Below are 13,905 nucleotides of genomic sequence, written 5' to 3'. Positions count from 1 at the left end.
ATGAATTACCTTTCTGGTGGTAGTGCCCTTGCCGCTTGCAACACATGCAAAATAATGCGCTGCTTATCCTTTTCGACTCGGTGGGCCGGAGCCATCACCGAGACCGCGCCGATCAGTTTGCTTCCTTTCATCACTGGTGCACTGATGCCAGAAACACCCGGGTCAATTTCAGAAGTACTGACGGCATATCCGTGTTTACGGATGGTTGTGAGCTCTTGTTCCCATTCGTCTCGTCGGTGATCTTGATTAAAGTATCTCAAGATTTTCTCGCATCGACTTTGAGGCATAAAAGCGAGCATCACTTTAGATGAGGCACCACGTAGCAGAGGTTGACTTTGACCCTGGACGAAGCTGCAACGTAGCGCCTGCATACTTTCTTTTTGTCTGACACAAAGCGCGCGATACCCTGCAGGTACCATATAAGCGGCCATTTCCCCTGTTTGTTGTACCAACCGAGCCAGTATGGTTTCGACCATATCTAACCCATGCTGTGCGGTCTCATAGCTATGCATGAGCAGCAATGCTGCCGGGCCAACGACAAATGTCTTGTCGTGTACGCTTTCTTCAATCAAGTTCCACTCTTTGAGTAGCTTCAAGTGTCGGTAGAGACTGCTCAAAGGAACGTTCAATTGCTCGCTTAGCGTTTTCGCAGAGACTGGGAATGGACTAACTGCAACTTGCATTAACAACTGCAGTGCTTTTTCGTTTACCTGGTTCGCATTAGCTTTGTTTGTCGTCATGAGAGTGTTGTAACGTGTTATATGAATTACGACAAATATAATTCTTAATCACTGAGAAAAGAAAAATAATTTTAATGGGTAATTCTCGTAGAGTGAGAATTTGACGACTGAGGGCTTACCTCGGTACCGATAGGCTCAAAAATGATGTCGTATTGACGTCTCAGGTTTGAGTCGTTTGATGCTAAATTGGAACAGGAGGGATTAAGGCATTGTTTAGTTTGCGGTATTACCAAGTGTTTCGCATACTGAGTTAATCTAAATAAATAATATTATAAACGAGAGTTGCTAGTGGGTATCAGAATCCAGATACCATCTCAGTAAATCGGTTTTATAAAAGGTTACTTTTATATGCTGAATAAGGCGCTTTTTAAAAAAGCCATCATTTTTTTGTTGCCCATTCCTTTGATTGTAGGCGAGGTCTTGTATTTAGCTCGTGAAAGCGTGCAAAACAACCTCAATCATCTATTAGAAAAAAACGTTCAAATCGCAGACGAAATTTTATTCCAAATAGAGACCGAAAACCGCACGGCTTTGTTGCATCCTAGACGATGTGAAGAGCTTCAGCAAAACTTGATGTTTGAACGAGATATCGAAGAAATGCTGATTGTAAAAGATGGGATCATTACGTGTTCTTCTAAACTGGGCGTAACTTCTAAGCCGTTAGCCGAGCACATTACATTTCCTGAGGGACAAGCGTTAGCACTGGGAAACGTGGATAGCGTATATGACCAATTTTTGCTCGTCGTGACCAAAGGAGAGCACGGTTATCAAGCGGTGACGATTATTGATCATGACTACTTTAATGCGAAGATAGGATTTAATAACGATTTACGTTTAAAACGCTCTGCCTTATTTATTCATGACCAAGTTGCACCTGAAGAAGCGTTGAGAACGGGAAGTAATCCTATTGGCATCAAATCGTCGCAAATGTTTGAGTATGAAGCTTTGAGTGAAGCTAGCGATCTATTCGTCAAACAGAGAACACTTTCCTATTTTTTGTATTCAATTCCAATCATTTTTGTTATCTATCTTTGCTTATATGCGTTAAATAAATTTATCGATCCTCATCGAAGCTTGGTCCTGGATTTAAAGAAAGCCATAAAGAAAGGCGAGTTGACTCTGTATTACCAGCCCCAGATTAACGTCGATACTGGTCAACTATTTGGTTTTGAAGCCCTAGTGCGATGGGAACATCAGAATAAAGGGTTCATTTCTCCTGATGAGTTTGTGCCAGCGGCGGAGCAAAGTGGATTGGTCTTTTTGCTCACGGATTACGTTCTCGATAAAGCGGCAGAAGACTTTAGTAAATTAGACTTTAATCAGTCTGTTCACCTTGGTATTAATGTGCCGCCCGGTTACTTAGTTGGGCCAAACGCGATTAGAAAGATTCAACTCATTGATAGGAAGTTAAGTCGAAATAACGTCTCATTAGGCATAGAGATAACAGAACGTCAACTCATTGATGCTGAAGCCAGAAAGTGCATCGCAGCGCTGCGGGTACATGGCATTGATGTGTTGATCGACGATTTTGGTACCGGTCAAACCTCGCTGGCGTTTCTGCAGCACATGCGTATTGATTACCTAAAAATCGATAAATGTTTTGTCGAAACTATTGGTATACCTAGCCTAAGTGCTTCTGTTTTAAAAGCTATTGTTCACTTTGCGGAAGAGCTGAAAGTACAACTCATCGCTGAAGGTGTAGAAACAACGGCGCAAGCCGACCATTTGAAAAAAATGGGAGTGCGATATCATCAAGGATATTTTTACTCCAAGCCTTTACCTTATGATCAACTTGCTCAGCGAAGTCATTATGATTGGTAAACGTTAGCCCGATAACATTGGTTATTGTCATCAAAAATAAACTCTAACTCATTCTTGATGCTATCCAAGCGGTCTTCTTGGTAATGAGATACATACAATAGCTGGCTTAAATTCTCTCGGGCGATGAGCTCAAGTGTATTCTTAACTAAACGCCTACCAAGAAAATCTAACCCTTGATATGGCTCGTCCAAAATCAGTAATGTTGGTTGTTTAACGATGGCTCTTGCAATCAACAACAGGCGCTGCTGACCGTACTCTAATTGCTTGAATGAGGTTTTTCGGTATTGGCTCATATGTAGGATGTCGAGCCATTCGTTTGCGATGTCCACTTCTTTACGAGTAGGTTGGTTATACAACCCTATGGAGTCGTAAAAACCGGACAAAATCACGTCTAGCGCACTGCAGTTAACGCGGTATTGAAGGTGTAACGCTGAAGATACCATGCCTATGTGCTGCTTAATTTCCCAGATTGTCTCGCCAGACCCTCGCTTTTTACCAAAGATATCAATGTCATTGCTGTAGCACTGAGGATGATCACCAAAGATTAACCCAAGCAAGGTGCTCTTCCCACAGCCATTTGGACCTTTGACCTGCCAATGCTGACCTTTGTCTATTCGCCAGTTTAAGTCAGTAAAGATCTTCTTATCAGTGTATTCAACAGACCCATTTGTTAGTTTAAATATTGGGTTGTCGAAGTGTGTCGAGTGCTGATGCTGACGTATCAAGTTCATCATTTCTTCACTCTGTTGCTCGGACTGAGATTTAAGTTGTCCAATGATTGGATGATTATCCCAACTGGATTTATCCATTGTACTGTCCAGTTTTCCTGCACTGAAAAGCGCAACGCGATCAATCCACTCAGGCATATCAGACTCGCGAGAGAAGGTGACCAGTAGCTGTACGGTTTGAGAAAGCGAGTGTAAATAGTGAGCGAGAGCTGCTCGATGGGCAATATCTAAACCAGTAAATGGGTTATCTAGCAGTAACAAATCAGGCTGTGTTGCTAAAGCGCGAGCTAACATCACTCGTCTTGTTTCCCCTGTAGAGAGAACACGAAAGCCACTGTGTTTAAGGTGAGTTAGGTCGAGATCGGTAATCAGTTGATCTATTAAATTAGCGTCTTGGCTGCGCTCCTGAATGAGTGAGTAAACGGTACTGCCTTGATCGATACGATCAAGAAAGTCTGTATCGTCCTTTTCTAACTCTCTTTCCAGTAATCGCTGTTGCTCTGATAACGACACTTGAGCAACGGACAGCCCATCAAGCTCAAGTTTCCCGCTTATTGGTAAAAGTTCACCACAAATAAGGTCTCCAAGTAGAGAACCAATATCCCCATCCGCGCTGAATATTCCCCAAGATTGCTGAGTGTCTATTTTCCAATCGTCAATAAATAGGTGAGCCGTGTTCCCTTGAGCGGCAAGCTGACTAAAACGAATAGTCATATGTTTGTCTTCCTTGTTTTCATTGTAATCGTTTATTTATAACAATTTACGAACTCAGTAAGGAAGCGCTTTTGTGTATTAATTTTAATCAATGCAGCATCTTGTGAGCACTCAAGGGTAGTGCTATTTGAGAGTGAAACCGCCACTATGTTTGCAGGTAATAAATTGACCTATCAGTAATTTTATTGAATTTTACAATGAGCTTATCATTATGCGCATAAATGTTATGCTGCTACACTCATACTTGCCGTTTATTTAATTAATCAATGTAAGGACACATGTTTATGAGTGAAACGGAATATGATTACCCTTCGAGTTACAGCCTAGTTTCTATCACCGATACGTCCAGCTATATCAAATATGCCAGTGAAAACTTTAATGAAGTCGCGGGGTTTGGTGATGGTGAACTTATCGGTAAGCCTCACAATGTTGTACGCCACCCCGACATGCCGAAACAGGCTTTTAAAGATTTATGGACGCACCTAAAAGCCGGAAAACACTGGATGGGAATGGTGAAAAACCGACGTAAAAACGGAGGGTATTATTGGGTTGATGCGTTTGCTTCTCCTATCAAATCCAATGGCGAAGTTGTTGAATACCAATCGGTTCGATTTAAACCTGAGCGTATACACGTTCAACGAGCGGAAAAAGCGTATTCAAAGCTTCGGAATAACGGTAAACCATTGCAAATGTATCTTCCTCGTACGCGTTTGTGGATGAGATCAGCCTTCTTTCTTTTCATTTCAAACCTTCTTGGCTTGCTCACTCTACAAATGAACCAATCACCAGCGGTGGCCTTTGGCATTGCTGCATTACTTTCCGTTTTCTCAATTTATGTATTAACCAGGCCAGTTGAGAAGCTTGCTAGACAGGCTAGGCAAGACTTCAACAATCCGCTAATGGAGTATATTTATTGCGGAAAAATTAACGATCTGGCTGAAATTGAGCTGGGTATGAAGATGCGTAAGCAATTTGCAGATGCGCTATTAGGGCGAGTCGGGGTGTCTGTAAAAGACTCTTGCGAAGAAACGCGTGCAAGTGCCAACAGTGCTGCGACTAATAGCCAGCAAGTGACGGAAAACTTGAGTGCACAGAAAGTAGAGATCGACTCGGTCGCTACAGCGGTCAACGAGATGCAAGCCTCATCATCTGAGATATCAAATAATGCTCAAGCGACTGCCGATGCTACGCTAGAAGCGCAGAACACGATGACAGATAGCCGTAGCGTTATCGATAATGTTAATCACTCGGTACTAGAGCTGGTGGATGAGCTCGGCGAAATCTCTAAAGTGGTCATGCGTTTGAATCAACAAACCGAGCAAATAGGAACTGTTATTGAAGTGATCAATGATATTGCTGAACAAACCAACTTATTAGCGTTGAATGCAGCAATTGAAGCGGCGAGGGCAGGCGAACAAGGGAGAGGGTTTGCAGTCGTTGCGGATGAAGTGAGAACCCTTGCTAAAAGAACACAGGAATCGACAACAGAAATTAAAGCGGCCATTGAAGGAATTCAAAAGGGCAGTAAATCAGCGGTTTCTGCGCTAGAGAAAGGTAATGAAATGTCGACCGGAACGGTAACATTATTAGGCACGGCTTTAGAGAGCATCCAACAGCTGCAATCTCTCGTTCAGGATGTAGTCGAGCGAAATCAACAAATTGCGGTAGCGATAGAAGAACAGGTTTACGTAACGGATGAGATTAACGAAAACATCCAGTCGCTTAACTTAAAGTACAGTGAATCGTATGATCTGATGACAGAAACGAATCAGATGAACTCTAAAGTGCAAAGTTGTACCAATGACCTATCTGAAATGATTAAGAAGTTTGCTTAAACACTAGAAAATAGAAATAAAGAGCCCGCTAATTTTTAGCGGGCTCTTTATTGGAATGTGGTGAAGTTCTGGGGCCGTATACGACTAGGGGTTCGAACCTCCGTCATTTTACAAGCACTAAAACGACGAAAGCTCGCAATAAATGCGAGCTTTCTAAATAAGTGGCGGAGAGATAGGGATTTGAACCCTAGATACGCTATTAACGTATGCCGGTTTTCAAGACCGGTGCTTTCAACCACTCAGCCATCTCTCCGTTGCGGAACGTATAATAGGGAGCATAGTCCGACTTGTAAAGTGCTGAATTATAATAGAAGTACTGTTTGCTCGTTTTATAGTCGCTGATGTGATGTTAAACAGTTTGAAAATGGGGTGAAAAAGAGACAAATAGTAGCAATTTATAGAGTTTTTACTTTATCTTGGTGCAAGTCAATAAAATGGTGTTTTATTGTTATCTTTATGATATTTAAGAAATAACTTGCTTTTAGGGTACAGGTGTTCGCCCGAAAGTATTTGCAAGACTTTGTGAACTAATTCAAAATTAACTGGTATAGCCAGTTGTGCTTAAATTTTTTAAGGGTGTTTATGAAGGTCACAAATCTATTTAAAGACAAAGTTGATGCGATTTCTGCTCATCAATCCGAGTTTATGAATTGGATGTCTCCAACGTTACGCGATTATTGGAGTGACTTTTTGGGAAAAGCTCAGAATAGCTTTCTTTTCTCAAAAGTTCGTGATCACCAACAGCCAGCTGTTAACGAAGAGGTTGCGCCTCAACCTACACCAATCGTAATGGCACCTGAGGCTCAAAAGCTGTATGACGAGTTAAGTGAAAAAATTGGTGAAGTGATTCACATTGGTGACTGGGTGCATGTATCTCAAGAACGTATCAATCAATTTGGTGCGGTAACGGAAGACATGCAGTGGATTCACACAGATCCAGAACGTGCGTCAGTTGAATCTCCATTTAAGACAACCATCGCTCATGGCTTTTTAACATTAGCATTGTTGCCTAAATTGACTGATTCAGTGGACCCTGATAAGCCAATGTTCCCAACAGCCAAAATGGTCGTTAACTTAGGCTTAAACCAAGTTCGTTTCCCTTACCCTGTTAAAGCAGGAAACAACGTTCGTGCTGTCAGCACGTTGACAAAAGTAACGCCGATCAAAAAAGGTTTGGAGATCGAGCGTGAAATTAAAGTGGAAATCGAAGGTATTCGTCGACCTGGTGCTGTTGTCGTTTCTGTTATTCAACTGCATTTCTAATTCCAGAGCCAGATAGAAAACATATAAAAAGAGAGCATTAATATGCTCTCTTTTTGGTTTTATTGATTAAAGCTTTTTACTGGAGTGTAACCGTAATCAGCAATCGCTTTTTGTCCTTGTTCTGAACGAAGGAAGGTGACGAATCCTTTACCTGGTTCGCTAATCTTATTGACTTTGTAGAGTACTAGGAATGGCCGCGCCAATTTATATTTGTGATTGCTAATGTTTGCCGAAGTTGGGTCAATACCATCTAATTGAATCGCTTTTATTGAGCGATCTACTGATCCCACAGAAATAAACCCAATTGCACGAGTATTATGGTTCACGATGGTTTTTACCATGCTGTTGCTATTTACAACCAAGTTGTTCGGGCTGATATCTGAGACGAGGCGATCATTTACGATTTTGGTTAGCCCTAGCAGACTTTCAAAACTGTAGCGTGAGCCTGAAGACGCCTCTCTAGTGACAACAGCGATAGGTTGATCTGCACCACCAACCTCTTTCCAATTCTTGATTTTACCTTTGTAGATATCAAACAGTTGTTGTTGAGAAAGGTTTTTTACAGAGTTTGTACGGTTTACAACAACAGCTAGGCCATCATAAGCGATAGGATATACGTTGAGATCTTCACCTTTTTCGCTTTCTGTCAGATAGCGAGAGCTCATCCCAATCTCGGCTACACCTTTATTAACCATTGTAATACCCGCACTAGAACCAATACCTTGAACTGCAATGTAATCGTCCGGGTGTGTTTTGTTGTATTCCTCTGCAAGTACATCCATTACGCGAGCAACCGAGGTTGACCCAGAGATATTAATTTCTTTTGCAATGGCGGGGAGGGAGACTGCTATGGCCAATAACGTCGCCACAGTAAAACGTAACATATTAAACTCCATATACGGTATAAAGCAGCGTTTATGATATTGCGTTCAGGTTACACTTTTGTGAACTGTCAGGTCTAAACAAGGGAATTCTTTCTAACCAAGAGGTGATGTAGGTAGCGTTTCCAAGCAAAGTGAGATGATAATCTGAGTAAATGAGAATATAGCCACCCTTTGTTTGAGGTAGGCAGATAATCACCATCGGTGGTGGTGTAAAGGTTATATACTAGGATCGACAGCTCTAACTATCATCCATCGGGAGAACGTTGATGTCAGTGTCCCAAATGGCGACAAGTCGCTTATACAAATCAGTTCAATCGCTCTGCTCTGCGCGTAATGCTAACCTGCCTGTCGAGCAGGGTAAGTGCCTATATGAGCCAGTGGAGAATGGTGTCGAGCTTCATAGAGCGCATTTTCTTCTTGATTCACAGCACAGCGAATATACCTCTCCCGTCGCGAAGATCGTGTTTGATGAGGGCAATCAGCTTTGGTATTTCTACGTCCCAACGTACCGCAACGAATTATTAAGGTGGATACCTTATAAGCCACTTCCATACAGTCAAACGCTCGAAGACCTACTCACTGAGTTGGAAGGCGATCCTCAAGCGTGTTTTTGGGAATAGGGAACGCTCCAACTCTAACAGCTGTCAATGTCACCATGATTTATGCTTTGGATTTAACGACTTGGTTTCTAAAGTCTTTCGGTGTCATGTTGTAAACCGATTTAAATGCGGTACTGAAATGCGCTGCACTTTTAAATCCGGATTCAAACGCTATTTCTGTTATAGATTTTTCTGACATGCGCAGCTGGGTCGCGGCGAAGTTAATCCGCTTCACTTTTAATATCTGTGAAAATGAAAGATCCTCTGCGGCGAGGCGGCGTTTTAAGGTCGCGATAGACATGCTCATATGAGCCGCTAAGCCTTCCAGAGTGATATCTTTCTCGATATTGTTCTCAATATACTTGATGGCCTTTTGAGAGTCGCTTAGGCTGCTTGCATCATCTATGATTGATAAGATGTTTGGCTCTACCTCCACCATTAACGACAGCAGTGCCATTGCGATATGACCTTGTGTGTAGTCTGGAGCATTGCGACTCGCTAAGTTGACCAATGTGTCTTTTAGTTGTGCTACTTCGCTGCTGGCTTGCGCTGAAAAAGGATAGAAGCGCCTTTCTTCCGTCTTGGAGCGTAGCATTGGGTGTGCTTTTTTAAAGTCACAGAATAGATTTGGGTTGAAGACTAGAGCCAGTGCTTTAAAGCCATTTTCACTAGGGATGGCTTCTGCGCTGCTCAAATCAGCAGAGTTGTAGAGAGTAAAATCTCCTGCTTTAAGTTCAAACTGTTCACCATTTGGTTGATGAACTAACAGGGCACCTTCTTCAACAACATATAAGCCATTATGTGTTGCGGTGTAACGCTCACTTTTGCGCGCAGTGAAGTGATTAAAGCGAATGATCTCAATGTTCGGCATATTCGTTCTTATCATTTTTACATAACAAATAAAAAAGGCGCTCAATAGAGCGCCTTTTAACTTCATTCGGTATTATTCACTTACAGTCTGTTCTGCTTGTGCTGCTGGTTGTTCAGCAAATACCTGGGTTGGCTTTGCAACTAAACTGCGGTTCTCTTGGCTTACGTCCGCAAGGACAATTTCCAATGTATCACCAAGTTTGTATACGACCTCTTTATCGATAGAGATGGTACCGTTGTCGCCATTGCACTCAATTCTTTCTTTATTATCAAGAATTAGTGCACCAGGAATAAAGGCTGCTGCGCCATTTTCGAGAAGTCGGACACGTGCACCAGCACGATTAATATCGAAAATCTCACCTGTGAAACAAGTTTTCTTGTTCGGCTCATCAGCAAGCGTACGTGCATATAACCAATCTGAGACATTTCGCTCAGCAATTTTATGATGTTTACGGTGCAGAGCTAGTTCTTCACCGACTTGATCATCAGGTTTTTGCACTGGCTCTTTGCCTAGGATGACGGCCTTCAACATGCGATGGTTGATCATATCGCCGTACTTACGAATTGGTGATGTCCAAGTCGCATAGATATCCAGCCCCATAGCGTAATGAGGAAGAGGCTGATTACCTACTTCACTGTAGGCTTGGAACTTACGAATACGATTATCTAGGTAAGAGGTTTCTTGCGCAGCCAACCAGCGACGCAATGCAGCAAAGCCTTCTAGAGTGGTAATTGACTCCGCTGTGAATTCCAGTTCACCTTCTGGGTTGACAAGTTGAACAACTTCTTCAATCTTCTCAGTCTTAATGCCAGCGTGAGTATTGAAAACACCTGTTTCAAATTTATCGCGCAGTGTACGACCAGCACAGATGTTTGCGGTAATCATTGATTCTTCAACCAAGCGATTTGCACTGCGGCGCATATCTGCATGGATAGCAACCACATCGTTGTCTTCACTCAGCTCAAAACGGTAGTCAGGGCGGTCTGGGAAGACCACTGCGTTTTTCTCGCGCCATTCTGCGCGAGCAAGGGAAAAGTCGTAAAGGTCACGAACGATCGTCGCGATCTCTTCAGATGGTTGCCATGCTTCTGAGCTGCCGTTTTCTAGCCAATCAGACACATGATCGTATGCTAGGCGTGCGTGTGACTTGATGTTTGCTGCAAAGAACTTGATATCATCGCCAATTACGCCGTCTTTATTTACGGTTACGGTACAGCAAATAGCAGGGCGGATTTCGCCTTCAATCAGAGAGCATAGGTTGTCTGCTAGATCGCGAGGCAGCATTGGAATATTGCGGCCCGGAAGATAAATAGTATAGCCACGCTCACGTGCTACTTTATCCATTTCATCTTCTGGTGTGATGTAGGCGGTTGGATCTGCGATAGCGATAGTCAGTTCGAAATCGCCAGATTCGGTTTTCTTCGCGTACAGCGCATCGTCCATATCTTTGGTTGATTCACCGTCGATAGTCACGAAAGGAACGTGTGTCATGTCTACGCGTTCTAGATCGGCGTCGTCTTTTAGTTCCCAGTTCTCGATGCCTGCTGGCTCAGAGTTTGGTAGATCGTTTTGAGCAAGCGTTACCCACCAAGGTGCAATTTTGTCGTTCGCGTCTGTGATTTTTTCAGAAATTTCTACGAAGAAAGAGTTATCGCCTTTTAGAGGGTGGCGAATAAGATGTGCGACAACCCAATCTCCCTCAGCGAACTCGTCAGGTTTTAGACCTTTCTTTAGTTTCGCTTTAAGAGAAAGCTTTTTAAGCTGCGGGTGATCAGGTGCTACGTTTAGCTTGCCTTTGAACATTTTGACTCGACCAATAAAGCGAGTCACGGCTTGTTCTAACAGCTCTTGTGGCTCTGCAACTTCGCGTTCATTTTCTGTGCGGATAATGGCGACGACTTTGTCACCGTGCATGCACTTTTTCATGTACGCAGGTGGGATGAAGAAGCTAGTCTTGCTGTCCACTTCCAAAAAGCCAAAGCCTTTATCTGTGGCTTTTATTGAGCCTTCTTTTTTCGGCAGGTTTTCTTGGATTTGCTGCTTAAGCTGAGCGAGTAGTGGGTTATCTTGAAACATCTTTTCTTAAATTACCTATGGAGTTGGGCACACTATAATCATTGCGAGCTATTATTACTACCTGTGGAGCGCAATTTCGCCGTGAATTTTGCTGATCGAATTGCAGGAAATCGGCTTAAATATTGATGAAAAACTCATCTGCGAGCTGCGCAAATCTACGGGGAATGGTGGGGCTGGTGGAAAAATATGCTAAAAATGCCATTATTGAGAATAAATTGTGATGTAATTCAATTTTTTCTGGCTTTTTTTATGCTTTTAAGGAATAATCCGCCTCCCTTAGTCGTCCCTAATGGCTTATCGCGGTTGTGTACTGTGCTGTGTTCCTGTCTGAATGGAATCAGTAACTGGATGAATCAGTATCGAATTGGAAGAGCATATGGGACTGTTTTTTTGTTTAATTAAGTAGGATCCCAATGCAAGATTCTGTTATTCAATTCAGCGATTTATCTCTGAATGATTCTATCCTTTCTGCTCTAGACGGAATGGGTTTCGTGTCACCAACTCCAATTCAGGCTGCGGCAATCCCACACCTGTTGGAAGGTGCTGACGCGCTGGGTAAAGCTCAAACAGGTACAGGTAAAACGGCAGCGTTCTCTCTGCCTCTTCTAAATAAGATTGATCTCAACCAACGTAAACCACAAGCTATCGTTCTTGCGCCAACGCGTGAGTTAGCGATCCAGGTTGCGGCTGAAATGAAAAACCTTGGTAAGAACATCAAGGGTCTTAAAGTTTTAGAAATTTACGGTGGTGCTTCTATCGTAGATCAGATGCGTGCTCTTAAGAGTGGTGCACAAGTTATTGTTGGTACTCCAGGTCGTGTACAAGACCTTATCAACCGTGAACGTCTACACCTAGATGAAGTAAACACGTTTGTACTAGACGAAGCTGACGAAATGCTAAACATGGGTTTCGTTGATGACGTTACTGCGATCATGGAACACGCACCAGAGTCTGCTCAACGCGTTCTATTCTCTGCAACGATGCCTCCGATGCTTAAGAAAATCGTTGAGCGTTTCCTACGTGAACCTGTAATGGTTGACGTTGCTGGTAAGAACCACACTGTAGACAAAGTTCAACAGCAGTTCTGGGTAGTGAAGGGTGTAGAGAAAGATGAAGCGATGTCTCGTCTTCTTGAAACGGAAGAAACTGATGCGTCAATCGTCTTCGTACGTACTCGTCAAGACACTGAGCGTCTAGCTGATTGGCTATCTGCACGTGGCTTTAAAGCGGCCGCTCTGCACGGCGACATTCCTCAGTCTCTACGTGAGCGTACTGTTGATCACATCAAACAAGGTGTTATCGACATCCTAGTTGCAACTGATGTTGTTGCACGTGGTCTTGACGTTCCACGTATTACGCACGTATTCAACTACGACATCCCATTCGATGTTGAGTCTTACATCCACCGTATCGGTCGTACTGGCCGTGCTGGACGTAAAGGTAAAGCGATCCTTCTTGTTCGCACTAACCAAATCCGTATGCTTCGCACCATCGAGCGCGTAACTAAGTCATCTATGGAAGAGATTCAACTTCCTCTACGTGACCAAGTTGCTGAAGCTCGTCTAGCTAAGCTAGGTGCTGAGCTTGAAGCAGAGAAAGAGCATAAAGCTCTAGACAAATTTGCTGAGCTAGTAGAGAAACTACAAACTTCTCTAGAAATCGACCCAGCAACGCTTGCTGCTATGCTTCTTAAGCGCCAGCAAGGTAAACGTCCTCTGTTCTACATTGGCGAAGATCCAATGGTTGAAGCGATTGAGCGTGATAAGCAACGCCGCAAAGAGCGCCGTGAAGGTGGTCGTGACGGCGGTCGTAACTTCAACAACCAAGATTGGGATACTTACCAGCTTCAAGTTGGTCGCGAGCAAGGTGTTCAAGTTAAAGACATCGTTGGTGCTCTAGCGAACGAACTAGGTCTAGGTAAAGGCTCTATCGGTGCGATCAAGCTGGCACAAGGCCACACATTCGTTCAGCTACCAAAAGCAATGACTTCTGAAGCTGCGGGCAAGCTAAGCAAACTACGTATCCGTCAACAAGATGTTGGTGCTGTAGTATGTGACTTCGATGACTTCCGAGAGTCTCGTGGTGGTCGCCGTGACGGTGGTCGTCGCGATGGCGGTCGTCGTGATGGCGGCGGTTACCGTGGCAACCGCGAAGGCGGTAACCGTGGTGGTGATCGTCGTGAAGGCGGTCGTCGCGAAGGTGGCTTCCGTGGTAACCGTGACGGCAACCGCGATGGTAACCGTGAAGGTGGCGAACGTCGCTTCGATCGTAACCGTGGTGGTGATCACCGTGGTAACCACCGTGGTGAGCGTGGTCACGGCCGTGGTCGTCGCACTCAAGAAGCATAATCACGAATCAGTGATTAGAGCAATTG

The 13,905-nt window shown here is 43.6% G+C and carries 10 protein-coding genes and 1 tRNA gene; 5 read left to right on the top strand and 6 right to left on the bottom strand.

Annotated features, from left to right (window positions below; all coding sequences use genetic code 11):
- Window positions 1–5 precede the first annotated feature (5 nt).
- The gene (locus tag FR741_RS20730) at window positions 6–740 is read right to left on the bottom strand and encodes an IclR family transcriptional regulator (protein ID WP_005391048.1); all 735 of its coding nucleotides are present in this window, start codon (window positions 738–740) and stop codon (window positions 6–8) included.
- 348 nt (window positions 741–1,088) lie between these two features.
- Between FR741_RS20730 and FR741_RS20725 the strand changes: the two genes are divergently transcribed.
- On the top strand, window positions 1,089–2,561 hold the full coding sequence (locus FR741_RS20725) for an EAL domain-containing protein (RefSeq protein ID WP_167427610.1): 1,473 nt from the start codon (window positions 1,089–1,091) through the stop codon (window positions 2,559–2,561).
- Here FR741_RS20725 and modF read toward each other — a convergent pair.
- Window positions 2,549–4,003, bottom strand: coding sequence for a molybdate ABC transporter ATP-binding protein ModF (modF, locus tag FR741_RS20720; RefSeq protein ID WP_167427609.1), 1,455 nt, complete (start codon window positions 4,001–4,003; stop codon window positions 2,549–2,551). The genes FR741_RS20725 and modF overlap by 13 nt on opposite strands.
- A gap of 284 nt (window positions 4,004–4,287) precedes the next feature.
- Between modF and FR741_RS20715 the strand changes: the two genes are divergently transcribed.
- The gene (locus FR741_RS20715; protein WP_167427608.1) at window positions 4,288–5,838 is read left to right on the top strand and encodes a methyl-accepting chemotaxis protein; all 1,551 of its coding nucleotides are present in this window, start codon (window positions 4,288–4,290) and stop codon (window positions 5,836–5,838) included.
- Between the two features lie 162 nt (window positions 5,839–6,000).
- On the opposite strand, the gene FR741_RS20710 is transcribed toward FR741_RS20715, so the two are convergent.
- Window positions 6,001–6,091 (bottom strand) — tRNA-Ser (locus FR741_RS20710).
- Window positions 6,092–6,420: 329 nt separating this feature from the next.
- On the opposite strand from FR741_RS20710, the gene FR741_RS20705 reads away from it, so the two are divergent.
- Entirely contained in the window at window positions 6,421–7,101 is a 681-nt protein-coding gene (locus FR741_RS20705; protein WP_114322926.1) for a MaoC family dehydratase, read from the top strand.
- Window positions 7,102–7,160: 59 nt separating this feature from the next.
- Here the strand turns inward: FR741_RS20705 and FR741_RS20700 are convergent, their stop codons facing one another.
- A complete protein-coding gene (locus FR741_RS20700; RefSeq protein WP_005391035.1) occupies window positions 7,161–7,985 on the bottom strand; it encodes a phosphate ABC transporter substrate-binding protein in 825 nt (274 codons plus the stop codon).
- A gap of 266 nt (window positions 7,986–8,251) precedes the next feature.
- Between FR741_RS20700 and FR741_RS20695 the strand changes: the two genes are divergently transcribed.
- On the top strand, window positions 8,252–8,605 hold the full coding sequence (locus FR741_RS20695; RefSeq protein WP_167427607.1) for a DUF3024 domain-containing protein: 354 nt from the start codon (window positions 8,252–8,254) through the stop codon (window positions 8,603–8,605).
- A 40-nt stretch (window positions 8,606–8,645) separates the two neighbouring features.
- On the opposite strand, the gene FR741_RS20690 is transcribed toward FR741_RS20695, so the two are convergent.
- Window positions 8,646–9,455, bottom strand: coding sequence for an AraC family transcriptional regulator (locus FR741_RS20690; protein WP_084742270.1), 810 nt, complete (start codon window positions 9,453–9,455; stop codon window positions 8,646–8,648).
- 72 nt (window positions 9,456–9,527) lie between these two features.
- On the bottom strand, window positions 9,528–11,531 hold the full coding sequence (rnb, locus tag FR741_RS20685) for an exoribonuclease II (RefSeq protein ID WP_167427606.1): 2,004 nt from the start codon (window positions 11,529–11,531) through the stop codon (window positions 9,528–9,530).
- A 413-nt stretch (window positions 11,532–11,944) separates the two neighbouring features.
- Between rnb and FR741_RS20680 the strand changes: the two genes are divergently transcribed.
- Window positions 11,945–13,879, top strand: coding sequence for a DEAD/DEAH box helicase (locus FR741_RS20680; protein WP_047009310.1), 1,935 nt, complete (start codon window positions 11,945–11,947; stop codon window positions 13,877–13,879).
- Window positions 13,880–13,905: the final 26 nt, after the last annotated feature.

Origin of the sequence: Vibrio diabolicus, assembly GCF_011801455.1 — a bacterium.
GTDB classification, from domain to species: domain Bacteria; phylum Pseudomonadota; class Gammaproteobacteria; order Enterobacterales; family Vibrionaceae; genus Vibrio; species Vibrio diabolicus.
This window is presented reverse-complemented; position numbering and strand designations above follow the sequence as displayed.